23 protein-coding genes are annotated in these 26,133 nt (G+C 64.5%); 7 read left to right on the top strand and 16 right to left on the bottom strand.

Annotation, left to right across the window (positions count from 1 at the left end):
- Positions 1-191: 191 nt before the first annotated feature.
- The 4 genes from MTR66_RS10995 to MTR66_RS10980 all read right to left on the bottom strand — a co-directional run bounded on the left by MTR66_RS10995 (position 192) and on the right by MTR66_RS10980 (position 5,108).
- Entirely contained in the window at positions 192-1,109 is a 918-nt protein-coding gene (locus MTR66_RS10995) for an acyl-CoA dehydrogenase family protein (RefSeq protein ID WP_243920887.1), read from the bottom strand.
- Positions 1,110-1,238: 129 nt separating this feature from the next.
- Complete coding sequence (locus MTR66_RS10990) at positions 1,239-2,384, bottom strand: acyl-CoA dehydrogenase family protein (RefSeq protein ID WP_243920885.1); 1,146 nt, start codon at positions 2,382-2,384, stop codon at positions 1,239-1,241.
- Between the two features lie 109 nt (positions 2,385-2,493).
- Positions 2,494-3,267 (bottom strand): SDR family NAD(P)-dependent oxidoreductase, encoded by a 774-nt coding sequence (locus MTR66_RS10985; RefSeq protein ID WP_243920883.1) that lies wholly within the window; start codon positions 3,265-3,267, stop codon positions 2,494-2,496.
- 122 nt (positions 3,268-3,389) lie between these two features.
- The gene (locus tag MTR66_RS10980; protein WP_327194500.1) at positions 3,390-5,108 is read right to left on the bottom strand and encodes an FAD-dependent oxidoreductase; all 1,719 of its coding nucleotides are present in this window, start codon (positions 5,106-5,108) and stop codon (positions 3,390-3,392) included.
- Positions 5,109-5,337: 229 nt separating this feature from the next.
- Here MTR66_RS10980 and MTR66_RS10975 point away from each other — a divergent pair, with 229 nt between their 5' ends.
- The 3 genes from MTR66_RS10975 (at position 5,338) to MTR66_RS10965 (ending at position 8,087) form a co-directional block, all read left to right on the top strand.
- The gene (locus MTR66_RS10975; protein ID WP_243920881.1) at positions 5,338-5,652 is read left to right on the top strand and encodes a Rieske (2Fe-2S) protein; all 315 of its coding nucleotides are present in this window, start codon (positions 5,338-5,340) and stop codon (positions 5,650-5,652) included.
- Between the two features lie 223 nt (positions 5,653-5,875).
- The gene (locus MTR66_RS10970; protein WP_243920879.1) at positions 5,876-7,069 is read left to right on the top strand and encodes an acyl-CoA dehydrogenase family protein; all 1,194 of its coding nucleotides are present in this window, start codon (positions 5,876-5,878) and stop codon (positions 7,067-7,069) included.
- Position 7,070: 1 nt separating this feature from the next.
- Positions 7,071-8,087, top strand: coding sequence for an acyl-CoA dehydrogenase family protein (locus MTR66_RS10965; RefSeq protein ID WP_243920876.1), 1,017 nt, complete (start codon positions 7,071-7,073; stop codon positions 8,085-8,087).
- A 202-nt stretch (positions 8,088-8,289) separates the two neighbouring features.
- On the opposite strand, the gene MTR66_RS10960 is transcribed toward MTR66_RS10965, so the two are convergent.
- From MTR66_RS10960 to MTR66_RS10950, 3 genes are all read right to left on the bottom strand, one after another.
- Positions 8,290-9,276 carry an alpha-ketoacid dehydrogenase subunit beta gene (locus tag MTR66_RS10960; RefSeq protein ID WP_243921058.1) on the bottom strand — a complete coding sequence of 329 codons (987 nt, stop codon included), beginning with the start codon at positions 9,274-9,276 and terminating at the stop codon, positions 8,290-8,292.
- Positions 9,277-9,293: 17 nt separating this feature from the next.
- Entirely contained in the window at positions 9,294-10,292 is a 999-nt protein-coding gene (locus tag MTR66_RS10955; RefSeq protein ID WP_243920874.1) for a thiamine pyrophosphate-dependent dehydrogenase E1 component subunit alpha, read from the bottom strand.
- A gap of 76 nt (positions 10,293-10,368) precedes the next feature.
- Positions 10,369-12,111 carry a class I adenylate-forming enzyme family protein gene (locus tag MTR66_RS10950; protein ID WP_243920872.1) on the bottom strand — a complete coding sequence of 581 codons (1,743 nt, stop codon included), beginning with the start codon at positions 12,109-12,111 and terminating at the stop codon, positions 10,369-10,371.
- 357 nt (positions 12,112-12,468) lie between these two features.
- On the opposite strand from MTR66_RS10950, the gene MTR66_RS10945 reads away from it, so the two are divergent.
- Complete coding sequence (locus MTR66_RS10945; protein WP_243920870.1) at positions 12,469-13,470, top strand: zinc-dependent alcohol dehydrogenase family protein; 1,002 nt, start codon at positions 12,469-12,471, stop codon at positions 13,468-13,470.
- Between the two features lie 20 nt (positions 13,471-13,490).
- Here the strand turns inward: MTR66_RS10945 and MTR66_RS10940 are convergent, their stop codons facing one another.
- Complete coding sequence (locus MTR66_RS10940; RefSeq protein WP_243920868.1) at positions 13,491-13,880, bottom strand: hypothetical protein; 390 nt, start codon at positions 13,878-13,880, stop codon at positions 13,491-13,493.
- Positions 13,881-14,002: 122 nt separating this feature from the next.
- The gene (locus MTR66_RS10935) at positions 14,003-15,697 is read right to left on the bottom strand and encodes an FAD-binding protein (protein WP_243920867.1); all 1,695 of its coding nucleotides are present in this window, start codon (positions 15,695-15,697) and stop codon (positions 14,003-14,005) included.
- 213 nt (positions 15,698-15,910) lie between these two features.
- On the opposite strand from MTR66_RS10935, the gene MTR66_RS10930 reads away from it, so the two are divergent.
- Both MTR66_RS10930 and MTR66_RS10925 read left to right on the top strand, forming a co-directional pair.
- Positions 15,911-16,720: an enoyl-CoA hydratase/isomerase family protein gene (locus tag MTR66_RS10930; protein WP_243920865.1), complete on the top strand. Its 810-nt coding sequence runs from the start codon at positions 15,911-15,913 to the stop codon at positions 16,718-16,720.
- Between the two features lie 96 nt (positions 16,721-16,816).
- Positions 16,817-17,170, top strand: coding sequence for a ribonuclease E inhibitor RraB (locus tag MTR66_RS10925; RefSeq protein ID WP_327194499.1), 354 nt, complete (start codon positions 16,817-16,819; stop codon positions 17,168-17,170).
- Between the two features lie 171 nt (positions 17,171-17,341).
- On the opposite strand, the gene MTR66_RS10920 is transcribed toward MTR66_RS10925, so the two are convergent.
- The 3 genes from MTR66_RS10920 to MTR66_RS10910 form a co-directional block, all read right to left on the bottom strand.
- The gene (locus MTR66_RS10920) at positions 17,342-17,680 is read right to left on the bottom strand and encodes a DUF4286 family protein (RefSeq protein ID WP_243920863.1); all 339 of its coding nucleotides are present in this window, start codon (positions 17,678-17,680) and stop codon (positions 17,342-17,344) included.
- A gap of 105 nt (positions 17,681-17,785) precedes the next feature.
- Positions 17,786-18,838: a helix-turn-helix domain-containing protein gene (locus MTR66_RS10915; RefSeq protein WP_243920861.1), complete on the bottom strand. Its 1,053-nt coding sequence runs from the start codon at positions 18,836-18,838 to the stop codon at positions 17,786-17,788.
- A gap of 168 nt (positions 18,839-19,006) precedes the next feature.
- Positions 19,007-19,990: an enoyl-CoA hydratase/isomerase family protein gene (locus MTR66_RS10910; RefSeq protein ID WP_243920859.1), complete on the bottom strand. Its 984-nt coding sequence runs from the start codon at positions 19,988-19,990 to the stop codon at positions 19,007-19,009.
- Between the two features lie 197 nt (positions 19,991-20,187).
- On the opposite strand from MTR66_RS10910, the gene MTR66_RS10905 reads away from it, so the two are divergent.
- Complete coding sequence (locus tag MTR66_RS10905; protein ID WP_243920857.1) at positions 20,188-21,237, top strand: helix-turn-helix transcriptional regulator; 1,050 nt, start codon at positions 20,188-20,190, stop codon at positions 21,235-21,237.
- Between the two features lie 205 nt (positions 21,238-21,442).
- Here MTR66_RS10905 and MTR66_RS10900 read toward each other — a convergent pair whose 3' ends face one another.
- The 4 genes from MTR66_RS10900 to MTR66_RS10885 form a co-directional block, all read right to left on the bottom strand.
- Entirely contained in the window at positions 21,443-22,648 is a 1,206-nt protein-coding gene (locus MTR66_RS10900) for a diguanylate cyclase (RefSeq protein ID WP_243920855.1), read from the bottom strand.
- A gap of 119 nt (positions 22,649-22,767) precedes the next feature.
- Entirely contained in the window at positions 22,768-23,745 is a 978-nt protein-coding gene (locus MTR66_RS10895) for an NADPH:quinone oxidoreductase family protein (protein ID WP_243920853.1), read from the bottom strand.
- Between the two features lie 162 nt (positions 23,746-23,907).
- Positions 23,908-24,648, bottom strand: a complete 741-nt coding sequence (locus MTR66_RS10890) for an SDR family NAD(P)-dependent oxidoreductase (RefSeq protein WP_243920852.1) — start codon at positions 24,646-24,648, stop codon at positions 23,908-23,910.
- Between the two features lie 136 nt (positions 24,649-24,784).
- A complete protein-coding gene (locus tag MTR66_RS10885) occupies positions 24,785-26,089 on the bottom strand; it encodes an acyl-CoA dehydrogenase family protein (protein WP_243920850.1) in 1,305 nt (434 codons plus the stop codon).
- Between the last annotated feature and the right edge of the window lie 44 nt (positions 26,090-26,133).

Below are 26,133 nucleotides of genomic sequence, written 5' to 3'. Positions count from 1 at the left end.
AATCTGTTCTGTCGTGAGTTCCATCATTGCCTCCGTAGAGGCGGCATCAGGTTCTGCGCTTGCTACCTAATGCCGGTCATTCCCGCGTAGGCGGGAATCCAGCTCGTAACGCTGCGTAAAACGACGACCCAGGAGATGGATCCCCGCCTGCGCGGGGATGACGATTTTGGAACGCCAAAACCGGCGCCGCGTTACCCCCATAGCGCCTCAGCCGCTGCCAGCCCCTGCGCGCCGCGCCCGCCGAGTTCGGCGGTGAGCAGCTTGAGGCGGTAGGTCCACAAGTGCAGCGGATGCTCCAGGGTCATGCCCATGCCGCCCAGGAACTGATGATAGTCATAGCATACCCGCTTGGCCGCCTCCTGCGCATGGTGGAGCGCCATCGCCGCATCCGCCTGCGAGCCGGTGCCCGCCGCGCGCATGGCCATCCAGTAGGCGGTATTGGTCATCACCTGATCTTCGGCCAGACGGTGCCGCATCCCCTGAAAGGTCGCGAGCGGGCGCCCGAACTGCTTGCGCTCGGAGACATAGGTCACCGTGCTGGCCAGCGCCGCGCCGAGCAGGCCCGCCGCTTCCGCCGCCATGGCGACGCGCCATGCCCGCGTGATCTCCGCCGCATCGGCGTCGTGCGCGGTCATGGCATCGGGCAGCGCGGTCAGGAACGCCACGGGATAGCCGTAAAGCGTGTCTTCCTGAGCCGGTGCGATCATCTCTTCGGTGGCGGTAAAGCTCTTCACGCCCGACGGGCCGACCACAACCACGCTCGCGCCGGGGCGCAGGAAGCGCAGTGGTTTGCGGGTCTTGCCCTCTTCCATCAGGCAGAGCGGACGTGGCAGCTCGGGATCGATCAGCGGGCGCACCATCGCCGAGGCCGCCGCTTCCACCGCGAAAGGCAAACGCGCGAGCTTTTCGACCACCAGCGCCGCCGTGACAGGCCCCAATTCCTCGACCGCCATGACATCGAGGAAACCGTTCTCGACCAGCGCCTCGTCCAGTTCCGCCGATTCCAGCGCCAGCGACACGTCGTGCATCGGCACCGTGGCATAGGGCTTGGCGAGGCTGTCGATGAAATCGAGGATCTGCGTCTGGTCCTCGTTGAGCGAAAGCTGCATGTCAGTTCCCCCCGTTCGTGTCGAGCGCAGTCGAGACACTTGGCCGCGCGAAGCCGAGGCGCTGCGCTCGAACATGTCCCTCGACTTCGCTCGGGACGAACGGGCGCGGGGAGCTGTGAATGGCGGACATCAGCGGGGCTCCCTCGGCAGTTCCAGCACGTCGCTGGCGATGATGTTGAGCTGGATTTCAGCGGAACCGGCAGCCACACCGGCAACGATGCCGCGCTGGTGGTGCATCTTGAGATAGGGCGAGGCGCCCGCGAGCGCTTCGGGCAGGAACTCGATCACGAATTCGCACACCGCGCGCTCGGCCATGACCGTGGCATAGCGCGCCGAACTGGACTCCGAACCGATCGCCAGCCCATCGACGCGGCGCTGGACGACGGCGTAGTTCGCCGTGCCCGCCGCCTCGCACAGCGCCGCGCAGCGTGCTGCCTCGATCCTGACGAAATCGCTGTCGAAATCGCCCGCCGCTTTCAGCATCTGCACCGCCCGGTCGAGCGCGGCGCGGGCCAGCGTGAAGCGGGGAATGCCCAGACGCTCGTTGCGGAGCGAATAGCCGACGATTTCCCACGCCTGCCCCTCGTTGCCGAAGCGGGCGCTTTCGGGCACCGTCACATCGTCGAAGAAGACTTCATGGATATCGCCTTCGCCGATCAGCGAAGGAATCTGGCGCACCGTGATGCCGGGCGTGTCCATCGGCACCAGGATGATGGTGATGCCGCGCTTCTTGTCTTCGCTCGTGCGGGTGAGCAGGAAGCAGGTGTCCGCCAACCCGGCGTAGCTGGTCCAGATCTTCTGGCCGTTGATCACATAGTGGCCGTCCTTCAGTTCGGCGCGCGTGCGCAGGCTCGCAAGGTCGGACCCGGCATCGGGCTCGGAAAAGCCCTGACACCACAGCGACTGGCCCTTGGTGATCGGCTCCAGATAGCGTGCTTTCTGCTCATCCGTGCCGTACTTTTCCAGCGTCGGGCCGATCCAGTTGACGTTCATGTACTGACCGCCGCGCGGCTCGCCCGCGATCCACATTTCCTCGGCGAGGATCTGCTGTTCCCACGGGCCCAGACCTTCGCCGCCCATCTCTTCCGGCCAGTGCGGGAAGAGGATACCGGCATCGGCCAGCTTCACGCAGAATTCGCGGGCAAAGGCCGTCAGCGCCGGCGACGCCGGGCCGTGTTCGGAGAACTTCTCCCAGTCGTCCGGCAGATTGGCATGGAGGAAGTCCCGGATCTTGTGCCGGAACGCGTCCTGTTCCTCAGTCCATTCGAATTGCATCAGCACAGCGCCTCTCAAGGTCCTTTGACAGGACCGTTAGGCGCAAGAGCGCAGCCACGACAACACCGCGCGCCTGCGCAATCGCCGGTGCGATCCTGGCTTTCGCGAACTACTGGCGTACCGCGGCGAGCGCTTCGGGCGCAACATAGCGCGTGGTCGACATGCCGCCATCCACCGCAATGGTCTGCCCGTTGACGAAGCCCGCCTCGTCCGACGCGAGGAAGGCCACCATGTTGCCGATGTCCATGGCGGTGCAATCGCGCTTCATCGGGGTCAATTCGTGGTTGCCCCGGCGGAAGAAATCGAGATCCCAGAACGCGTCGGTCATTTCCGTGCGCACCACGGTAGGCGCGACGTAGTTCGAGCGGATGCCGCGCGGGCCATATTCGGCGGCCATCGTCTGCATCAGGCCGATCTGCCCGGCCTTGGCCATCGAATAAGCCCCGCCTGCCACCGTACCGAAAATACCCCAGGTGGAGCCAATGAACAGGATCGAGGACCCCTCGCCCATCACGCCCAGCGCTTCGCGGCAGAGGCGGAACGGGGCGCGCATCGAAATACCGATCACTTCGTCGAGCATCTCGTCGGTCGTCTGGTCCACGGGGCCGAAATTGAACGAACCGGCGTTGTTCACGAGGATATCGAGGCGGCCGAATTTCTCTATCGCGCCCTGCACGATGGCCTTGGGCGCCTCGTCCGCCGTGGCATCGGCAGCGACGAAATCGAACGCCATCACCCCTTCGAGCGCCTGCTTGAGCGCTTGCAGCTTCGCCGCATTGCGCCCGGTGCCGAGCACTTTGACGCCCTTTGCGCCCAGCGCCCGCACGCAGGCCTCGCCAATGCCGCCCGCCGCGCCGGTGACGATCGCTACTTTGCCTTGCATGTCTTCCCTTGCTCCTCCCTTCGTCGTCCCCGCGAAGGCGGGGACCCCGCTTTTCTTCTATCCCGCGCGGAGAAAGCGGGATCCCCGCCTTCGCGGGGATGACGTGTGTGTAAATGCGCCGATCAGCCCGCCCGCTGGTTGGCGGAACGCTCCGCGATATCGTTCGCCGCGACATAACCGAATGTCATGGCTGGGCCGATAGTCGCTCCGGCGCCCGGATAAGTATCGCCGAACGGCGTCCCCGCATTGTTGCCCGCTGCATAGAGCCCGGCGATGGGATTGCCCTGCTGGTCCAGCACCCGCGCCCGCGCATCGCAGCGCAAGCCGCCCTTGGTGCCGAGATCGCCGTTGTTGATCGGTACCGCGTAGTAAGGCGCGGTATCGATCGGGCCGATATTGGGGTTCGGCGTCGAGGCGGGATCGCCGAACATCTGATCGTAAGGGTTCATGCCGCGCCCGAATTCGGGATCGATACCGGTCCCGGCATAGGCGTTCATATTGGCGACGACTTTAGTCACGGCCTCCACCGGCAGATGGGTCTTGGCGCACAAGGCCTCGATCGTATCGGCGCGGAAGACGTAGTGATCCCACCAATCGGCGGGCACTTTGTGCTCAGGCGTGTGGACGGTCGGCATCAGCCCGCCCGCACTGAATTTCTTGCGGAACTTGGCATCGAAGATCAGCCAGCACGGGCAGTTCGCGCCAGTGGCCAGATGATCGCGCACCATCGCCTGCCCGAACTGGTCATAGCCGCAGGCCTCGTCCACGAAGCGCACGCCGTTGCGGTTGACCACCACGCTCCACGGGCGGCCGACATCGAAAGCGGCCTGATGGATTTCGTGGAAGTTCGATGCCCCCGGCATCGGCAGCGTCATGGTCGGGATCCACCAGCCCTGCTCGGTGTGTTCGGTGGAGGCACCGATCTTCTCCGCCTCAATCAGGGCTTCGCCGCGATTGCCGTCCTCCGGGGTGGAGGAATGGCGCGTCAGGCCCGGGATCGGATAGAACCGGTCGCGCAGTTCCTGATTCCATTCGAACCCGCCCGCCGCCAGGATTACCCCGTGGCGCGCCTCTATCCGGTACTTGCGCCCATAGTTGGAGACTTCCACGCCGGTGACGCGCCCGCCCTCATCCACCAGCAACTGATCCAGCCCGGTTTCCATGCGCAGTTCGACACCGCGCCTAAACGCCTGCTCATAAGTCGCGCCCATCAGCGCCGCGCCCTGCGTGAAACGGCGGTCTCGATGCGAGACCTTGCGGCTGCCGCGGTCCAGCCAATAGCGGCCGACGATCTTCGCCGCCGTGCCGCGCCAGCCCTTGGACTGCATCATCAGCGTGAACGTCTCGGTCAGGTCCATCGCATAGCGGCGGAACAGCTTGAAGCGGTTGTACTGCTCGCGCATCAGCGCATAGCGTTCATCCCCCAGCCTGCGCCCGTCGAACGTAGGCACCACGATCGAGCGGTCAGCCCGCGCGCCGGGCTTGCCGGGAAAGTAGTCCGGCCAGGCCGCCGCCATGACGGCAACGCCGGTCGATTTCAGGAAATTCAGCATCCTGGGCGCTTCATCTACGAAAGCTTCGAGCCTTTCGCGGTTCACCGGCACGCCGATCGTGGCATCCAGATAGTCCAGCGCGGCCTCGCGGCTGTCTCCCTGATCGCCATCGAGCTGGTGATTGGGAATCCACATGACCCCGCCCGAAGTGGCCGATGTGCCGCCGAACTTCTGCGCCTTCTCCACGATCAGCACTTTCAGCCCGTGGTCCGCCGCGCGCAATGCCGCCATGGCCCCTGCCGCGCCCGATCCCACCACAACCACATCGAAGCTTTCGCCAGCCGTCACTGCACTCTCCCCTTTGGCCGCCTGCTTTATCGGAAAATATGAGGCCATCGGCGTGTCTTATCGCGTCCACGGCTTGCCCTAGAAATGACCGCCGGGGTACTGCAACTTGCTTGGCCCTGCTCTGGCAGCGCCGATAGCCTTGCGCCGTGGCGGCCCGCGCCGCAGGGCGGAGGGCGAAACGCCGGGGTCTCCGGCAGTGATGGAAATTGCGGAAAGTCGAAGAACACCCATGAGCGAAAAGACATTCGTCGCGGCGGCCAAGCTGGAAGAGGTCCCCCCCGGCGGCAAGAAAGTGGTCGAGATCGACGGCGTGAGCGTCATTCTTGTCAACACGAAGGATACGATCTTCGCCGTACGCAACTTGTGCAGCCATGCCTATGAAACGCTGGAATGCGGCCGCGTGCGCGCGGGCTGGATTTCCTGCCCGGTCCACGGCGCGCGTTTCGATCTGGAAACCGGCAACCCGATGAATCCGCCCGCGACGATGCCGATCGAGACTTACGAAGTGCGGATCGAGGGCGATACGATCGAAGTGGCGGTGTAAGCGAGGGTCGCATCACCATTCCTCGTCATCCCCGCGCCCTTCGACACAGGCTCAGGACAGGGGATCCCGCTTTTGGCTGGCATGGCGCAGGAAAAATAGCGGGGCCCCCGCCTGCGCGGGGGCGACAGACCTGAGGTAAGTTTCGCTTCCATCATCCCAGACATATCGCGGGCGCGGTGCCCGCAATCTGGACGCTGACAAGGCCGCTGTGCATGGAGAGGGCATGACGGACACAGCCAATCTCGAAGCGCTGCGCAGCGAAGTGCGCAGCTTCCTCGAAGCCGAAAAGCCGACGGACTGGCGCGATGCCAGCCGCACGCAGGAAGACTTCGTCCAGACCCAGCGCGACTGGTTCGCCAGGCTTGTGCAGGCAGGCTATGCGATCCCGCACTGGCCCAAGGAATTCCCCGGCGGCGGGCGTTCTCTGGCCGAGCAGAAAGTGATCTACGAGGAACTGGCCAAGGCCGATTGCCCGCGCCTGCTGCTCTCGTTCGTCTCCACCTATCATGCCTTCGCCACGCTGCACGAATGCGCCAGCGAGGCGCAGAAGGCGCAGTACATGCCCCGCATCCTTGAGGGCGAGACCTGGTGTCAGGGCTTCTCCGAGCCCGGCGCCGGTTCCGACCTTGCCGCGCTGAAATGCAAGGCGGTGCGCGAGGTGCGCGACGGCCAGGAAGTCTATGTCGTCAACGGCCAGAAGATCTGGTCGACGATGGCCCAGTTCGCCGACATGTGCCTGCTGCTGGTGCGCACCTCCTCGGAAGGCGTGAAGCAGGCAGGCATCACCTATCTGCTGATGGACATGAAAACGCCCGGCGTCTCGGTCAGCCCAATCCACCAGATTCAGGGCGACGAGGAATTCGCCGAAATCTTCCTCGACAACGTCGTGATCCCCGTCGAGCAGCGCGTGGGCGAGGAAGGCAAGGGCTGGGCCGTGGCGCAGGCGACGCTCGCCAGCGAACGCGGGCTGACGCTGATGGAACTGTCCTACCGGATGCGCGGCGCCCTCTCCCGCGTCGCCAGCCTGATCCGCGAGCACGGGCGCGAGCAAGACCGCGGCGTGCTGCGCGATTTCGGCGCGCTGGTGAACGAGGTAGATGCGGTCTGCGCGATTGCCGACCAGTTCCTCGACAACCGCATCAAGGGGCTGGAGCGGATCGGCGACGCCTCGATCGTCAAGAACAGCTACTCTCGCGCGCTGCGCGCCTATTCCAAGCTGGGCGTGCGCCTGGGCGGCATCGACGAGCAATATGTCAAGCCGATCACGTTCGGCGATCTCAACACCGGCAACTGGATGGCCGACTTCATGAACTCCTACGCCTGGTCCATCGCCGGCGGCAGCGAGGAAGTGCAGCGCAACATCATTGCCGAACGCATGCTCGAAATGCCGCGCGAACCGAAAAACTGGGTGCTCTGAAATGATCGAGCTGAACGAACTGACCGACGCCGCGCAGAAGGCCTTCCCCGCCGACAAGCTCTCCCCCGCGCGCGATGCGAGCTGGGAACTCACGGCCGAAATGGGCTGGATGATGGTCCGCCTGCCCGAGGATGACGGCGGCCTCGGCCTCGACCGCGAGGCTTCGACCGCGATCCACTTCGAGATGGGCCGCGTGCTCTCCTGCGCGCCGCTGATCCCGGCGCAGCTCGGCCTGCAGGCCGTGATCGCAAGCCAGACGCTGGCGGAACGCGCGGACTGGCTCGAACGCCTTTCCGCCGGGGAATATGCCCCGCTGCACATGCTGCCCGCGAACGTGGACGTGGCGGCGGACGGCACGGTTTCCGGCACCGTCGGCGGCGTGCTGGAAGGCGATATGGCCGTCGCTGTCGTCGCCAAGCTGCCCACCGGCTATGCCCTGATCCCCACCGATGCCGAGGGCGTGGAACTGATCGAGCGCCCGGTCTGGGACCCGAGCCGCCGTCTGTTCGACCTCGTGCTCACCGGCTACGCGCCCGATCCGGCGCTGATGCTGAGCGATGCCGAAGGCGCTGCCGCGCTGCACGACATTCTCGGCCCCGAAGCGCATCTGGCGCTCGCCGCCGATTGCCTTGGCGGGGCCACCGCCGCGCTGGCCCTGACGGTCGAATATCTGGGAATGCGCAAGCAGTTCGACCGCCCGCTCGCGATGTTCCAGGCGCTCAAGCACCGCGTCGCCGACATGAAGATCCGGATCACCACCGCCGAGGCCTTGCTGTGGAGCCGCGCGCGCGATCCGCAAGCCGCCCGCCTGCAGATCGCAGGGCTCAAGGCACTGGCGACCGACGTCTATCAGTTCGTCACCGAAGAGATGATCCAGCTCCACGGCGGCATCGGCCTGACCGAAGAGCACCAGTGCCATCTCTTCATGAAACGCGCGATGCTGAACCTGCAACTGTGCGGCTCGCTCGACTGGCTGAACGAGCGGGTTGGTGCGGAGGCGCTGGCGGCGTTGAGCTGAATCGCCAAATCCTCCCTGTTTCCGCAGGAAATGGGGAGGGGGACCGCCAGCGAAGCTGGTGGTGGAGGGGGAGAAACCCCTCCGTCAGCCCTTCGGGCCGCCACCTCCCCATCGCTGCGCGACAGGGAGGAATTCAATTATGAAAAACCCCTCCCCCGCACATCGCGAGGGAGGGGCTTTTCGTTAGCCTTGCGCTGAAACGTCAGCCCATCGCGGCGAGGCGCTTGGCTTCCGCGATGATGGCGGGCGGCTGCACCAGGAAGGCGTCTTCCAGCTTCTTGGCGAAAGGCACCGAGCAGTACGGCGCGCCGAGGCGGCCGACCGGGGCCTTGAGCTTGCCGAACAGCTCTTCCTGCACGGTCGCGGCGATTTCGGCGCCGGGGCCGAAGTTCTTGCCCGCTTCGTGCACGACCAGCAGACGGCCGGTCTTTTCGGCCGAGGCGAGGACGGTTTCCTTGTCCCACGGCGAGATCGTGCGCAGGTCGATCACCTCAACCGAAACGCCCGCCTTGCCGAGTTCCTCGACCGCCTGCATCACCGTGAACATCATCTGGCCATAGGAAACCAGCGTCAGATCGGTGCCCGGCATCACCACGTTGGCCTTGCCCAGCGGGATCGGGCCCTGATTGACCGGGGTATCCATCGGCACGAACAGGGTCTTGCCGCTCTCGATGATCATCACCGGATCGGGATCCTGAATGGCCGAGAGGTAGAGGCCCTTGAAGTCCGCCGGAGTCCAGGGGATCACCACCTTGATGCCCGCCGTATGCGCGAACCAGGCCTCGTAGAAGTCGGCGTGCTGGCCGGCGGTCTGGTTGCCCGCGCCGGTAAGGGTGCGGATCACCATCGGCACCTGGCTCTGCCCGCCCGACATGAAGCGCAGCTTGGCCGCGTGGTTCACGATCATGTCCATGGCGACGGTCGTGAAGTTCATCAGCATGATTTCGGCCACCGGCTTGTAGCCCGCCATGGCCGCGCCAATGGCGGCGCCGATGATCGCCTGTTCGGAGATCGGGGTGGACTTCACGCGGTCCGTGCCGAACTTGGTGGACAGGCCCTTGGTCACGCCGACCACGCCGCCACCTTCGTTGTCGGCGATGTCCTCGCCCAGAACGAGAACTTTGGAATCGGCTTCCATCGCTTCCATCAACGCGGCGTTGATGGCCTGCAGGCCGTTCATCTTGACCATTTCAACAGTATCGGTGCTCACGCCGGGATCTCCTCGGCAAAGACGTCGCGGCGCAGTTCATCGTCGGACGGGAATTCACAGGACATGGCGTATTCGATGGCGTCGTTCACTTCCGCCTCGATCTCGGCCGTCAGCGCGTCGAGCTGCTCGGCGGTGGCCACGCCATCGTCGATCAGCTTCTGGCGGAACAGCGGCAGCGGGTCCTTGGCCATGGCCTCGGCCTTCTCTTCCTTGGTCATGTAGCCGTCGGCATCGCCGAAGACGTGGCCCATGAAGCGGAAGGTCTTGCATTCGAGCAGGGTCGGCCCCTCGCCCGCACGCGCACGCTCGATGGCGGCATGGGCGTGGGCATAGACGTCCAGCGGATCGTTGCCGTCCACGGTGTAGCCGGGCATCCCGTAACCGATCGCGCGCTTCGAAATCTGATCGACCGCGGTGCCATTTTCATAGCGGGTGTGTTCGGCAAAGCCGTTATTCGCGCAGACGAAGATCACCGGCAGCTTCCACACCGAAGCGAGGTTCAGCGCTTCATGGAAGGCGCCGATGTTGCTGGCGCCGTCCCCGAAATAGGCGACCGTCACCTGCTTGGTGCCGTCGAGCAGCGATGCCCAGGCAAAGCCGTTGGCGATCGGCATCGACGAGCCGACGATGCCGGTCGTCACCATCACGCCGGTTTCGGGGTGCGTGAGGTGCATCGGGCCGCCCTTGCCCTTGCAGGTGCCGTCGACACGGCCGCAGATTTCGGCCCAGAGCGGGCGCAGCGGCATGTTCTTGGCGACCATGTCCTGAATGCCGCGATAGATCGTGCAGATCTTGTCGTCGTCATTGAGCAGGGACGAGATGCCGGCGGGGATGCATTCCTGACCGCGCGCCGAATAATACGGGGCGGTGATGCGGCCGCGGCGGATCTGCGTGCGGGTGGCGTCGTCATTACGCTCGATGCGGATCATCCGGCGGTAGATATCGAGCTGGGTGGCGGCATCGGGCGATGCCCTGTTCTGTAGGGTTTGGCTCATAATTCCTCTCTCGTGAACCTCCGGCTGCACGGGCTCCCGAAGAAGTACCTGTCATGCTCACGGTTGCAAGAGCGAGTCAGACCGCTGGCGCGGTATCGTCCTGCAGGCGGCGCACTGCGAGTTCGCGAACCTCACTTGACTTGACCTTTTCGCTGCCGGTGATGGCGTAGTCCGCATCGGTGAAGAACAGCACGTGGCGTGGCACCTTGAAGCTCGCCAGTTCCGCCTTGCAGCGGGCAATGACATCGGCCTCGGGCACGTCAGCCCCGTCGACCGGGACGATGCAGGCCACCACCATCTCGCCCAGCAGATCGTCGGGCACGCCCACCGTCTGGGTGCGCTTCACCCCCGGAATCCGGGCGATCACGTCATCCACTTCGACCGGAGAGACATTGGCGCCGCCGGTCTTGATCATGTCCGTGAGGCGGCCCTCCCAATAGAAACGGCCTGCCTCGTCCACGCGCCCGCCGTCGCCGGTGCAGAAGAATCCTTCCGCATCAAGGCACTCCTCGGGCGCCTTGCCGAGATAGCCGGACATCAGCGTGGGCCCCTTGATGCACATCTCTCCGACCTGCCCAACCGGGACAATCCGCCCCGATATCGGCTCGACGATTTTTAGAATATTGCCCGGCAAAGGCGATCCGAAGGTGCCCTCCACCCGCTCGGAATCGTCGTCGGCCACGAAGGAAGTGCAGATCGTCATCGTCTCGGTGCAGCCGAAGCTCATCGGCACGTCCCAATCGGTGTTCACGGTGGGATGCTGCCAGATCAGTTCGCCGCGCGTCACGTATTTCAGGCTGGAAAGATCGGCCCCCGCCCAGTGGGGCGAGGCCGCCAGCCGTGCCCACTGATGCGGGCGGCCATTGAGGAACGTCACGTTCTCGTGCTCGGCCAGGAACAGCGCGTCATCAGCATCGAACACGCGCTGGAGGATCACCGCGCCGCCGGTCGAAAGCGCGGCCCCCACCACCATCGAGACATTGCCCGACCAGAAGAAGCCATTGCCGGTCCACGCCCGCACCGGCTCGTGCATCGCGAAGAGGCGCGGCCAGCGCCACCACTGGATCGCGAAAGCCCGCTGCGAATGGACAATGCCCTTGGGCAGGCTGGTCGTGCCCGAGGAGAAGAAGATGCCGCCGGGATCGGCCGGGTGGACGGCATCGGCGCGGGCAAGAACCGCCTCTTTGGCGATTCCCTCGCCCCGGGCGATAAAGCTCGCCCATGTCTCCACCGCGCCGCCTGCCTTCGCTTCCAGCGGTTCGGCTTCGCCGGGGATGCCGCCCAGCGAGACAAGGTGGCGCAGATAGGGGAAGCGCGGCGAGACCAGCCTGCCCGGCGGCGCGCTCCCGATCTCCGGTTCGAGATCGCCGAGCATCTGCCAGAAGTCCTTCTTGAGCACGTGCTGTTCGAACAGGAGGATCGAGGCTTCGGACGCCTGCACCAGATATTCCAGTTCCTGCCGGGTCGAAAAAGTGCTGAGCGCCACCGGCACCCCGCCTGCCAGCGCGATGCCGAACAGGCTGGAGAGGAATTCCGGCCGGTTCGTCATCAGCAGCGCGACGCGCTCGCCCTTGCCCACGCCGCTTGCCATGAGCGCGCGGGCCACGTCGAGCGAACGGGCGAGAAGTTCGTCATAACTCCATGACAGGCGGAAGGCGCCCTTGCGCATCACCAGTGCCTCTCGCTGGCCGTATTTCGCGGCGACTTCGCGCAGATAGCCGCCGATGGTCTGCACCCCCTGCCCCGGCTCTTCGGCGAGCGGCGGCCCGGCAACCAGCGACAGCGCCGGATCGGCAAAGGTGGCATTGGTGGCGTGCATAGCAGACGATCCTCTCCCCGGCCGCGCCCGGTGTGCTGACTTTCGGGCACTGGCTTTCGGGCAAGGCGTAACAGCGCCCCTAACGCGGCGGAATGCATGGGGCTGCGGTTTGGCGGCACAGTCACGTCCTTGCGCACCGGCAGGCAAAGCCATCGCTCCCGCGCACAGGTTTCGGGGTGCCGTACGATCTCCACCGATCTAACATTGCCCTTCGTCATTGCGAGCGCCCCATGGGGCGCGCGGCAATCCAGGGCGGTTTAAGCCGCCCTGGATTGCTTCGTCGGCTTTGCCTCCTCGCAACGACGAAGGTTGGATACGATCCGGCACGGCCATGACGTTCGGACAGGAGAGACACGAATGATGAAGCAGGCCAAAGTCCAGAGCGGCAAGGGTATCGGGACCATCGCCATCGGCGAAGCGCCGATCCCCGAGCCGGGCCCCGGCGAGGCGCTGGTGCGGATCAAGGCCGCCACGCTCAATTTCCGCGACCTGATCGTCGCCAAAGGCCTGATCCCCGGCCTCGGCAAGGAGCCGGATGTCGTGCCGCTTTCGTGCTGTGCGGCCGAAGTGGTCTCCGTGGGCAGCGGCGTCACCCGCGTGGACCAAGGCGAACGCGTGGTGCCGATCTTCGCACCCTTCTGGATGACCGGCACCACGCCCGACCCGCGCATGCTCGGCGGCCCGATCGACGGCGTGGCGCGCCAATATGCCGTGTTCGATGCCGAAAGCCTGTGCCCCCTGCCCGACGAACTGGGCGATCTCGAAGGCGCCACCCTCGCCTGCGCCGCGCTGACGGCATGGTCCGCCCTCACCGCCTTCCGCCCCACCGGTGCGGGCGACTGGGTGCTGGCGCACGGCACCGGCGGCGTTTCCATCGCCGCGCTGCAACTGGCCAAGGCGATGGGCGCGAAGGTGGCAATCACCTCCTCATCCTACGCCAAGCTGGCGCGCGCCGCTTCCTATGGCGCCGATCTGTGCATCAATTACCGCAAGACGCCCGGCTGGGCAGCGGAAGTGCGCAAGGCGCTGGGCGAGAGGCCGCTGGCCAATGTCATCGATACGGTCGGCGCGGTACAGTTCGACGATAACGTATCCTTGCTGGCAGAAGGCGGGCAGCTTTCCGCCATCGGCATGCTGGGATCGGATTTCAGCTGGACCCGCATGGGCGAGCAGGGCGTGAACCTAGCCCCGATCGGCGTCGGCAATCGCGAGCAGCATGAGGCGATGACCGCCTTCATCGCGGCGCACCGCATCAGGCCGGTCGTCGATGTAGTCTACGATCTCGACCGGCTGGAGGATGCCTACCGCCACCTGGAGAGCGGACAATTCTTCGGAAAAGTCGGCATCAACCTTCTGTAATATACACTCAAACAGAGGCTTCAGGCGGCGATGGTATCCGGCTCGCCGCAAACCGCCAGCAGCCATTCCTTGGCGGATTTGAAATCGCTGAAGATTTTTGTGCCCATCTGAGAAGGCATCCGCTCCAATTGCGTGATGGCCTTGCCGGAGTGCATGACCACGGCCGTCCTGTCCTTGTCGCTCTGCTGCATGTCGATGCTGGCACCGGCAAGCGAGCCCAGATTTTCGTCAGACTGAATATCGAGACCGCTGGCATCGACCAGATGCAGCATGCGGCCCCATTCGGCATAGGACCGTTCCATCGCAGCGAAAAGGCGATGAAGGTAGTCCTCGATCTCATCGCGCGATGTGGGGCCATATGTCACGGTGCGGATCACACCGTTGCTGTCGTCATAACTGACGGTAATCATTGTCCTCTCCTTAACTATCCGTTGGAGAGTATCCCCTCGATTGTGAGAATCGCTTGAAGGGAGATGATTAACGGCCAGCGGCGGTCATATAGGTATTTCGACGCTGGCTCAGCGGTCCGGTGTTACAGCGCCTGATTGTCCAGCCCGGCCGCGTGCCTGGCTGCGATCCAGCCGAACGTCATCGACGGCCCGACGCTGGCCCCTGCCCCGGGATAGACATTGCCCATCGGCGAGGCCGTGGTGACGCCGGTGGCATAGAGCCCCTCGATCACCGAACCGTCGGCATGCAGCACGCGGCTGTATTCGTCGGTGACGACGCCGCCATAGGTGCTGACGTCACCCGGCACGCAGGACACCGAATAGAACGGCGCCTTCTCGATCGTGCCGATGGACTTGGCGTCCGAGAAGGGATCGCCCACGTAGCCGCACTTGTCGTATTCACGCTCGCCGCGGTGGAAATCCTCGTCCTTTCCCGCGCGGGCGAAGGCGTTCCAGCGGTCGACCGTGGCCCTGAGTTTTTCGGGCGGCACGCCGATGCTTGTGGCCAGTTCCTCAATGGTATCGGCCTTGTGGAGATAGCCCTTGCCTTCCCAGGCCTTGGGCACCTTCTTGTCGATCCACTTGCCCGCGACCTGATATTTCTCGGCATATTGCTGGTCCATGATCCCCCAGCTCGGGATCGCGGGGACCACGCGGTTGCGCTTGAGCATGGTCTCGCAGAACAGCTCGTAGGAGCCGCCCTCGTTCATGTAGCGCTCGCCCGACTGATCGACGAGGATGGCGTGCGGCTTGGCGGTCACGCTCTGCATCCCCGGCTTGACGTAATCGTTCTCGGTGCCCGGTGCCTCGGTCATCTGGAAGCCGACCATCTGATCCATCTGCGCGAGCACGCCGCCGATGCGCTCCAGCTCGATGTGCATGTCGCCGGTATCCTCGGGCGGCACTTGCGACCATTTGGCCTGACTGCCGGGAATGTACTTGTCCCGCATCGCCTGGTTCTTCGCGAAACCGCCCGCGTTGACGAGAATGCCCAGCCGCGCGCCGATCCGCATGGTCTTGCCACCGCTCTCGGCCACGACGCCCACGGCCTTGCCCGTCTCGTCGAGAATGATCTCGCGCACCGGGCTTTCCGTGCGGATATCGACATCGGCCGCCAGCGCCGCCTTGAGCAGGCGCCCTTGCAGGCAGGCCCCGGCGGTGGTGTATTGGCGGCCGCGCAGCTTGTCCGCAATCGTGCGAAGGGCGACTTTGGCCAACAGCTTCTTCATGCCGGGATTGGTGCGCGGATGCCCCAGTTGCATCCCCTCGCTCAGCGTCGCGTTGACTTCGACGAAGCCCTTGCGCAGCTTCTTCTTCCAGGGACCCAATTCCTTGAGATTGAATGGCTTGGCCACCACAGTTCGCGTGGTTTTGAAGCCTCCGGGCATCTCGTCGTAATAGTCGGGCCAGTAGGAATGGCCGCGCTGCAGTTCGATGCCCTGATCGATCAGGAAGTCGATCATTTTCGGCGCCTGATCGACATAGGCCCGGCGCTTCTGCGGCGTCGAGCCCGGCGCGGGGGTGCCATCGAGGTTCTGCAAGGCATCGAGGTAGGTAATCGCCGCGTCGGGCGAATCCGTCTCGCCATCCTCGGCGATGAAGCGGTTGTTGGGTATCCACATGACGCCGCCGGACTTGCAGGTGGTGCCGCCCACCACGTCCGCCTTTTCGAGGATCAGCACCGACTTGCCCGCCCGGCGCATCAGCAGCCCCGAGGCCATCGAGCCCGCTCCGCTGCCCACGACCACCCAATCGAAGGTTTCGTCGAACTGCGCCATTTCCTTGTGCTCCCTCTCACGTCCGCGTTGCGCGCGTATCGTCCGGGAAAGATAGACAGAACGCCGAAACCTTTGGCAAGGCGCCCCCGCAACGCCACGGCGATAGACCCGCCGCTTCGCCCCGGCGAAGCGTTGCCCTTCACTGCCGGTTTACGCTGGCCAGCGGGCCATCGCGGCTTATGACGGAGCGCCAGGAATGGGAGACTTGCCGCAATGACCGATACCGCACCCGCGCTGCCGCAGCTTGGCACCATCGAGATGGCGCGCGATGGCCGCCTGCTGCGCATCACGCTGAACCGGCCCGATGCGCTCAACGCCGTCAATCTGCAGCTTCATGACGATCTGGCCGAAGCCATGTGGTTCGCGCAGTGCGACACCGGATCGGACGTGATCGTGCTCACCGGCGCGGGCCGGGCTTTCTCTGCGGGCGGCGATCTCGACCATATCGAGAACAATGCGAAGAACCCGCACTTGTTCGATCACGAAACCCGCGTCGCCAAGCGCATCGTTTCCACCCTGCTCGATATTGACAAGCCGGTGGTGTGCCGGATGAACGGCCACGCGGTAGGCCTCGGCGCCACGCTGGCGCTGCTGTGCGATGTGATCTTCGCCGCCGAAGGTGCCAAGATCGGCGATCCGCACGTCGGGCTCGGCCTTGTCGCGGGCGATGGCGGCGCGGTGATCTGGGCCCAGCGCATCGGCCTCACGCGCGCGAAGGAATATCTCCTCACCGGCGATCTGCTTTCCGCGCAGAAGGCGGCCGAGATCGGCCTCGTCAATCATTGCGTGCCGATCGATGAACTGGACGCGAAAGTCGATGCTTTCTGCGAAAAGCTGCTGAACGGCGCGATGGCCGCCATCCGCGCGACCAAGATCCTGACCAACCTGGAACTGAAGCGCCTCGCCACCGCGCTGATGGACGCCGGGATCGCCTACGAAAGCGTCTCGGTCCGCAGTGCCGACCATATGGAGGGGATTCAGGCGCTCAAGGAAAAGCGCAAGCCGAAGTTCATCGGGCGCTAGGGCAGAACGAGAGTTCCATTCTCCCGGCATTGCAGGCCCGCCGCTTTCTCCTTAGTCAAAGGATGCACCTCACCTTCCAACCGGGCTGGAGACATTGTGACACCGATCAAGCCGGAGCGTTGGGACGAAGTCTGGGCTGCCGATCTCGACGTCATTCGAAGCCTTCGAGAGCACGGCGATCTGGCGCACATCCCCAGAGACGTTGACGTTTCATTCAAGGGAACGATTGAAGCGCTGCGGCGCCTTGAAGTAGCCAGTTCGAACTGGGGATTTCGCGTTCTGGAACTGATCGAAGGGGATGAAGACGGCCAACCCTGGCTGTTTCTGGTTCGCAGCCAGACAACAGACGAGGAAGCAATCCAGGACCTCACGATGACCTATCTCCAACTGGAAGACAGTTTCGGAGTAGAATGCGATGGCTGGGGGTGCACGGGTCAAACGCAGGAGTGAGCGCAACGCCTGTTCCCCGGCAGTTTGCCGCCCATACTGCTTCCTCGCAACAGCAGAGAAAACCCCGCCAGCACCGAATTCACCCCTGAGCCTCAGCACACGGCTGCTCCAGAGAGTCCCGGCCCGAGCGGATCGTGTAGCCCCTTCCGGCCCGCACGGTAGTTTGTGACATCAGTCTCCGGGCACCACCCGCTCGCCCATTTCGGTGAACAGCGCGGTGTAGCAGGTGCCCATGTCCTGCGCATCGCTCTGGGTCAGTTTGCCCGATTGCGCAGCTTCTCCCATCGCGCCGAGGAACGCCATCGGATCGTCCGCCTCGATATCGTAGATCGCCATATATTCGTTCTCGTCGCTGCCCATCAGCTTGGCGGCGAGCTTGTAACGCTGGGCCCCGGCCATGCCGAACGTATTGACCAGCTCCGGCAGGTGCGTGGTGTTGTACCACTCGTGGTACTCCTCCTCGCGGCCCGGCAGCGGGCGCGTGAGGGCAACGAGTTTCATTTTCGGCATGGCATCCTCCTGTCTTGTCCCGGCGGCAGGAAACGGCATCGCCAGGCCCGATGCAAGCGGCCTTTGCCCAAGGCCGCCACTCATCGCCCCGCCGGGACGGTGCCGTTACTGCAGGAGCTGCCCGGCAGCCGGGAACTCGGGAAAACGCCCGGCCGGTTCCATCTGCATCGTCACGCCTTCGGCTTCGGCCTCGCGCGCGCTGCATTCGCCGCGGTATTCGCGCGGGTTGGCACCGAACACGCGCTTGAACATGCGGCTGAAGTGCGCCGGGCTCTTGAACCCCACGCCATAGGCTATCTCGCTGATCGAGATGTCGCGCGGGTCCGAACTCGCCAGCCACTCCTTGGCCTTGGCCAGCCGCTGTTCCCAGACCAGTTCGGAGAACGACGTCTCGCGCAGGCGCAGCAGGAACGAGAGATAGCGCGGGCTGATCCCGCAGCCCTTGGCCACCATCGCCGTCGACAGCTGCGGATCGGACAAGTGCACTTCGATGAAGCGCAGCACTTCCTCCAGCCGCCGGTCTGCGATGGACTGGCGTGCGGGCTGCAGTTCCTCGGTCTCACGCACGGCATTGCCGATCAGCGCGAAGGCGGTTTCCACCAGCAGCCGCGCCGAATCCTCGCCCAGAGCGCCGTCGTCATCGAACACGCCGGTGAGCAGGTTTTCGGCAACCGCCATTTCCGCACGCTCGACCGGCATGAACAGGCCCGTGCTCAGATCCTGCTGGATATAGGCGCGCAGGATATGCGTGGGCACGGTGACGTGGAGCACTTCGTGCCCGTTGTCGCCGTCGGTGCGGCATTCGATGAAGAACGGCGACATCGAGCGGGTGATGACGAAGTCGCCGGGCTTGGCCACCTTGTTGCCGCACTGGTTCGAAAAGGCCATTTCGCCGTGCTTGACGAACCACAGGATCGAAAGGTCGGTCGCATCCTCGCGGATATGCTGGCGCGAACGGCGGAAGAACAGGTTGGCCGCCGAACGCTGCCTGATGATCGAAATCGGGCCGACCGTCTTGCGCTCGGAGCGCACGTCCATGTTCGAGGATTCCTCGATCCAGAAGTCGCCGCGATAGTATTCCTGATCGCGCGTGCCGCGAAACATCTGCTGGCAATCGCGGTAATTGCGCTTGTCGAATGAGAACAAAGTCTCTGTCATGGCTCTCTCCCGTCCACGGGTTTGTGTCGTTTTCACACCCCCGTCCGATCCCCCAGCCGACTCTTGCCGGTCCGGACTTTCACCGTTCTACCATGACAGGGGCCGGTTACTCTACAGCGGATGCAGAACGATCTGCATTGCGCGCATTGTCGAAGTCTCTTCGCGCCGTCAGCCCATCCGGCCTTTCTTCGAGAGGCGCCATTCGGGCGGATAGTTGAGATCGTGGCCTTTCACGACCTGACCGATGCCCTGCTGGAAGGTGTCGCCTTTGCCCAGATTGACGTCGCCGGCACCATCGTCCTTCATCAGCGGCAGCATGCCTTCCAGCCAGCCGGTGAGCAGCGAGCCGAAATATTCGCCGCGATACTGCTTGTAGGCCTCGATGAAAGTCTTCTGCGCCACCACCACGTCGGTCGGCCGTGTGATCGAGCAAGCGTGCGCGTACTTGGCGGTTTCCGCCTCCAGCTGATCGCGCGGCACCACCGAATTGACGAAGTTGGACTGGAACATCTCGTCCGCCGTAAACGGGCGGCCGGTGAAGAGCATTTCGGAAAAGCGGCGCAGGCCCACGGTTTCCAACCACTGCCACATGCGCGGCCCCCATCCGGCGTAACGGAACGAGGGATGGCCGAACAATGCATCATCCGACGAGACGATCAGATCCGCATCGGCGCACTGGTAGAAGTGCCAGCCATAGCAATAGCCCTTGGCCTCGATGATCGAGATCTTCTTGAATTCCTGCAGCGGCCGGTTGCCCGAACGCGCCTTGGCATAATAGTCGGTCAGCCCATGCAGGTAGCGGTAGGAGCCTGCGGGCGGATATTTCACGCTGGGATCGTCGATCTCCATGTCGACCAGAAAGTTATCGTCAGGGCCCGGGTTCAGATAGAGATCGCCGTGCTCGTCGAGATCGCCGCCGCTGCCCAGGTTGTCGCCCATGCCGCGGATCACCAGCACTTTCACTTCGTCGTCGATGTTCGCCTTGAACACCAGTTCGCCGAACCGCGCGCGCATGCCGATCGTCGCCGTGTTGTGCTTTTCGAGGCGGTTGAAGGTGATCGTCGCGATCTTCGTCGCCGGGTCTTTCTCATAGAGGACGTGCGCTTCGGCGGCCTTCTTGTGATCGGCGATGGTCTTCCGGGGTATCGTCATCGGTTCTCTCTCCCGCCTTTATGGCTTTTCATATCTGGCTTGTTCGTGCTGGCCCGCGTGCTGCCACAGGCAAGCTGGAGGGTATTGGCATTTCGCGCGGCGTTCTCGATATTGCGTGCCGCGGACAGGAAAGGCGGGACAGGCGGAATGGGCACGCAGAGGCCATCCGCACCCCGCGAACGGTGGTGAGGACAGCCATGGGCGAAAGCAGCTTCTTCAGTCTGGATGGACCGCTGGACGTCGCGCCCGGCAGCGGCCAGGTGCGCTCGGCCAATTTCAGCGGGCTGGCGCAGATGGCGCGCAATTACGGGCGGGACGCGCGCGGCATCGTCGAGCGGCACGGCATGGAAGCGCGGGTGCTGACCGATCCCGAGAGCCTGATTACGCCGCAACAGATGGCCGATACTTTCGAATATTGCGGCACCCTGTTCGACGATCCGCTGTTCGGCCTCCACATCGCCACGGTGCAGGACCCCGAAGTATTCGGCTGCGTTACCGCTCTGTGCCGCTCCGCCCCTACGGTGCGCGCGGGGATCCGCTGCCTGATCGAGTTCCTGCCCGTCGCCCATGCGCCCGATTGCGAGGTAGTGCTGATCGAGGGACGCGAAACCGCCGAACTGACCTGGCTGGTCAACACCGATATCGGCGTGAACGACCAGGCCAATTATCAGGCGGCGATGCTCAACCTGAAGCTGTTGCAGGCGATCGGCGGCCCCGCGTTCCATCCGAGTTGGGTGAGCCTCTCCGCCGATCCGCTGGCGCGGGACTTGCCGGAGATCGAAAAGACGCTGGGCTGCCGGGTCCTGGGCCGCTCGCCGCGCAATTCTGTGGCCTTTCCGGTACGCGCGCTCGAACAGCCGGTGCCAAGCGCCAACCGCCTGCTCTACAAGCTGCTGGGCTCTTATCTGCAGCGCGTGAAATCAGAACACAGCCAGTCGATCATCGACAAGGTGAACAGCTTCATCCGCGGCTCTCTCGCTCGCGGCACCTGCTCGATCGAGCGCTGCGCGGAAAAGACCGGCATGTCCGTGCGCACACTGCAATCGCGCCTCTCGGCCGAAGGCGCGAAGTTTTCCGAACTGGTGGAGAAACAGCGCGAAACGCTGGCCAAGGCGCATCTGTCCGGCCGCCGCCTTTCGCTCGACGAGATCGCCGACCGGCTCGGCTATGGCGAACAGACCAGCTTCGGGCGCGCCTTCAAACGCTGGACCGGGATGACGCCGCAGCAATACCGGGCGGAGAACTGATCTGGATCTGACGACTAATCGTCTGGAACTGAAGTTCACTGCATGTTCGCCGCCCCTGCGAAGGCAGGGGGGCCGCTCCCTTTTTCTTAGATCACGCCACGAAGAGCGGGATCCCCGCCTTCGCGGGGATGACGAAGAATAGGGATCGGAACTTCGTTTTCACTATATTCGGCCGTAAACGCACAAACGGCACAATCAGGGCCCCTCAGCCACGCAAGTTGCGCACACCGCTATCGGCATCGACCTGCGTCAGCTGCGGCCAAACGCAGTTCCGCCCGGCCTCCTTGGCCTTGTAAAGCATCGAATCCGCCGTCCCCATGGCCGCCGTCAGCGGATCCTCGGCGTCGAGCGGAACGCTGGCAATGCCGATGCTGACTGTCACTTCGATCGACTTGCCATGAGCATTGACCGGCTGCCCCGCGATCGCGCGGCGCAGACGGTCGGCCACTTCGCGCGCTTCCGGCAAGGGCGTTTCCGGCAGCAGCATGGCAAATTCCTCGCCGCCGATGCGCCCCAGAATGTCTTCGCGGCGTGCGCCGTTCTCCAGCGCCTTGCCCAGCGACACCAGCACCGCATCGCCTGCCAGATGGCCATGGACATCGTTGATCTGTTTGAAATGATCGGCATCGACCAGCAGGATCGACAGACTGCGCTTGTACCGCCGCGCGCGCTGGATTTCGGTTCGCGCCAGATCGGTGAAAGCCCGCCGGTTGGAGACGCCGGTCAGATAATCGCGGTCCGCCAGCTCCATCAACTGGCGGACATAGCCGGAAATGCGCTTCACCATCGGCCGGAAAATAAACAACGCCTCGATCTGCAGCGTAAGCACGATAACCGTGACGATGCCCCGCTGAATCAGTTGCAGAAGCCGTATGTGCTCCTCGCTTATGGCCTGATGGATCGCCACGACCTGTTCCAGCCCATCGAGCAGCGGCCCGCGCGCGGAGGATACCAGAAACGCGAGATCGGCCGCGCGCTGCTCCGCCTCGGGCCCTGCCGCGTCCTGCGGGCTGGCGGCAATGCGCCGGGCTGCAGCGAGATAGGCTTTCAGGGCCTTGTCCACCCCCGCCGCTCCGAAATAGGTATCCCGCAGACGTGCTTGCTCCGCCGAGTTTCCGATGTCCTCTCCCGCCGCACGCAACAGCTTGCCATGGGCGGTGCCGAACTGCTCTATCGCCGCTTTCATCGGCGCCCGCGCGGCCTCGTCCCCCTTGTCCAGTTCCAGGGCCAGACTGACGATCCGCTGCGAGAGCATGCGCTGGCGCCCGCTCATGTTGATGATTTCCGCCGAACCTTCGCTGGTCCGCAACATGTCCTTCACGACGAAATGCAAGGTGATGGACAGGAAAGCGACCAGCCCCAGCGCCGCAAGATAGCGCACTGTCAAACTGCGTGCAGTCAATGCCGGCATCGCTGCTCCCCGGGTGTTAACGAACCTTACCCATATCTATGGGCACGCAGGTAACGCGGTTTTAATGCAGCCGGTTAATTGTCCGGTTACGTTGGAACAAAATGCCCTATTCCGGACCTTCAATCCATCAGGATAACCACGCGGCCCGCCGCCTTGCCGGAAAACGCCGCATTCATGGCCGCCGCATAGTCCGCCAGCGGATAGCGCTGGGCGATCAGCGGGCGGAAGGTGCCCTCTCCCGCCAGTTCGATAACCGTGCGCCGCATCGCCTCTGCTTCTTCGGGCCGTTTGAGCGCGTGATCGCGCATCTGTACGCCAACGAGGCTGGCGCTCTTGAGCAGCGCCAGATTAGTCCTGAGCGAGGCGATCCCGGCGGTAAAGCCGATCACCAGATGACGCCCGTCGTAGCCGAGGCAGCGGAAGGCCGGTTCCAGCGCCTCGCCGCCGACCGGATCGAACACCAGATCGACCGGTTTTCCGCCGTTCGCCGCCATCACCTGATCGCGCCAGTCTTCCGCGCCCGTCGTTACCACGGCATCGGCCCCGCCTTCGCGCGCGGCCATCTGCTTCACCGGGCTGGAGGCCGAGGCGATGACGCGCAGGCCCAGATGCTTGCCCACCTGGATCGCCGCATAGCCCGTCCCGCCCGCCGCGCCGAGCACCAGCAGCGTCTCGCCCGGCTGCGCGCGGCCGCGATCGGCCAGCGCGTAATAGGCGGTCTGGTAGTTGACCGGGAAGACGGCGGCCTGCTCGAAGCTCATCGCATCGGGCACTTTGGCCATGTTGGCGGCGCGGAAATTGTTCGCCTGCGCAAAGAGTCCGCCCAGTCCGCCGCAGAACACACGGTCCCCCTCGGCCAAATGGGTGACGCCCGGCCCCACCGCCTCGACCACGCCCGCCGCCTCGCTGCCGGGGATGAAGGGCAGCGGCGGCTTGAACTGGTATTTGCCCATGGCCGTCAGCACATCGACGTAGGACACGCCCGCCGCCTTGATCGCCACGCGCACTTCGCCTTCCTGTGGCGGACCGGGGTCGAACGGTTCGAGCGTGTAGCTTTCGGGTGGGCCGAACTGGTGGCCGATTACAGCAAGAGGCATCGAAAATCTCCCAAGAAACGCAGTGACCTGGTCAACCCATCCCCCTCCCGCTTGCGGGAAGGCGTGTTCGCGGCGCGGTGCTTGGGGACAGGCCCTCCCCCGGCCCCTCCCGCAAGCGGGAGGGGAGATCGATGAGCCACCGCCTTCGGGGCGGCGCGTTGTTCAATGCTGGCCACCATCGCAGCGGACCAGCGAACCCGTGACGTTCGCCGAAGCCGGGCTCGCCAGAAACAGCGCGGCGGTGACGATCTCTTCCGGCTCGGCGGCATGGCCGCGCGGGGTGGGGATCGGGCCCCTGCCCTTGTCCGGCCAGGCCTCGACGATATCGGTGCGGAAGGCCCCGGGCGAAAGCGTGTTCACCCGCACTTTGGGCGCGTATTCCCAGGCGAGGCTCTTGCTCATCGCATTGAGCGCCGCCTTGGACGAACCGTAAGGCACGGTCTTCGGCAAAGGCATCATCGATCCCGAGGACGAGACATTGATGATGCACCCGCCCTCCCCTTCGGCCATGCGGTGCGCCATCAGGCTGGCGATGCGAAACGGCCCCTTGAAGTTGAGGTTCACCACGGAGTCGAACAGCTTCTCGGTGACTTCGTGGCTCGGTTGTGCCGGACTCATCCCCGCGTTGTTCACAAGGATATCCACACGCCCGAAGGCTTCCCACGCCCGCTCGACCAGTTCGGTGCATTCGTCCCAGCGGCCGGCATGAGCGGACAGCGCCATGGCCCGCACGCCCAGCGCGCGGCATTCCTCCGCCACCGCCTCGCAGTTTTCGAGCTTGCGGCTGACGATGATCACGTCGGCGCCGCGCTCGGCGAAGGCTTTCACCATCTGATAGCCCAGCCCGCGCGAACCGCCGGTGACGAGCGCGACCTTGCCGGTGAAATCGAACAGCGGGTCCATATCTATTCTCCGATCCTCAAGGCTTCGTCATGGCGAGGAGGCGAAGCCGACGCGGCCATCCAGAGCACAGGCAAACCGCCCTGGATGGCTTCGGCCTGCGGCCTCGCCATGACGAGGGGGATGTTGAACGCCACCTTCAAGACTCCCGCGCATGCGGATAGCGCGCCAGTGCGGCCGCCGTGCGCGTCGGGATATGTTCGCTGGGGAACATCCCCTCCGCCGGTTTCGGGCGCTTCAGGTAGGCGCGGGCAAGCTGCGACTTGTGCGCGTCGGTCGGGCCATCGGCAAAGGCGAGCGACATGTGCCCGCCATACCACTTGGCCAGCGGCATATCGAGCGAGATGCCCAGCGATCCGTGGATCTCCAGCGCCTTGCCCACCACGCTGGCATAGACCGATGCCATCGCCACCTTGCACATGCCGATATGCTTGCGCGGCGCGCCGTGCTTCATGCGGCCCGCCTCGACCTCGTCGATCATCCATGCGGTCTTGAGCACCAGGAGGCGGAACTGCTCCAGCTCGATCACGGCATCGGCGATCTTTTCCTGCACCATCTGGTGCTCGCCCAGCATCTTGCCCTTGGTGGTGCGCGAGACCGCCCGTTCGAGCATCATGTCGAGCGCGCGGTTGCACATGCCCACCGTGCGCATGGCGTGGTGAATGCGCCCGCCGCCCAGCCGCGCCTGCGCCACCTTGAAGCCGCCGCCGCGTTCGCCCAGCATGTGATCGCGCGGCACGCGCACCTTGTTGTAGCGGATATGGGCGTGGTGACCGTTCTCTGGATCGAAGTCGCCCGCGATGGCGACATTGCGCACGATCTCTATCCCCGGCGTTTCGGTGGGGACCACGAACATGCTCATACGCTCGGTCAGCGGCGCATCGGCATCGGTGACGGCGATCACCAGCAGGAACGACGCGAACTTGGCGTTGGAGGAGAACCACTTCTCCCCCTCGATCACCCATTCGTCGCCATCCAGCGTGGCCGAGCAGGTGAACACGTCCGGATCGGACCCGCCCTGCGGCTCGGTCATCGAAAAGCACGAGACGATCTCGCCGTCCATCAGCGGGCCGAGATAGCGCTGCTTCTGCTCGGGCGTGCCGAACAGCGCGAGGATTTCGGCATTGCCGGTATCGGGCGCGGCGGTGCCGAAGACCGTGGGCGCCCATTGTGCGCGGCCGAGAATCTCGTTCATCAGCGCCAGCTTGACCTGCCCGTAACCGGGCCCTCCCAGATGCGGGCCGAGGTGGCAGGCCCAGAGGCCCTGACGTTTCACTTCCTCCTGCAGCGGCTTCAGATGGCGCTTGGCTGCCGTGTACCCCGGATCGAACTGCGCGCCCTGTTCGGGAAACAGCAGGTCCATCGTCTCGCATTCGGTGCGGACGAACTGGTCCATCCAGTCCAGCTTGGCCTGGAATTCGGGTTCGACACTGAAATCGATCATGGCATCTCTCCTGTCCTCCCCCTGCGGGGGAGGGGGACCATGCG

This window comes from Novosphingobium beihaiense, assembly GCF_022832375.1.
In the GTDB taxonomy this organism is placed as follows: domain Bacteria; phylum Pseudomonadota; class Alphaproteobacteria; order Sphingomonadales; family Sphingomonadaceae; genus Novosphingobium; species Novosphingobium beihaiensis.
The sequence above is the reverse complement of the archived record's forward strand: the minus strand, read 5'-3'. Positions and strand labels throughout refer to the sequence as shown.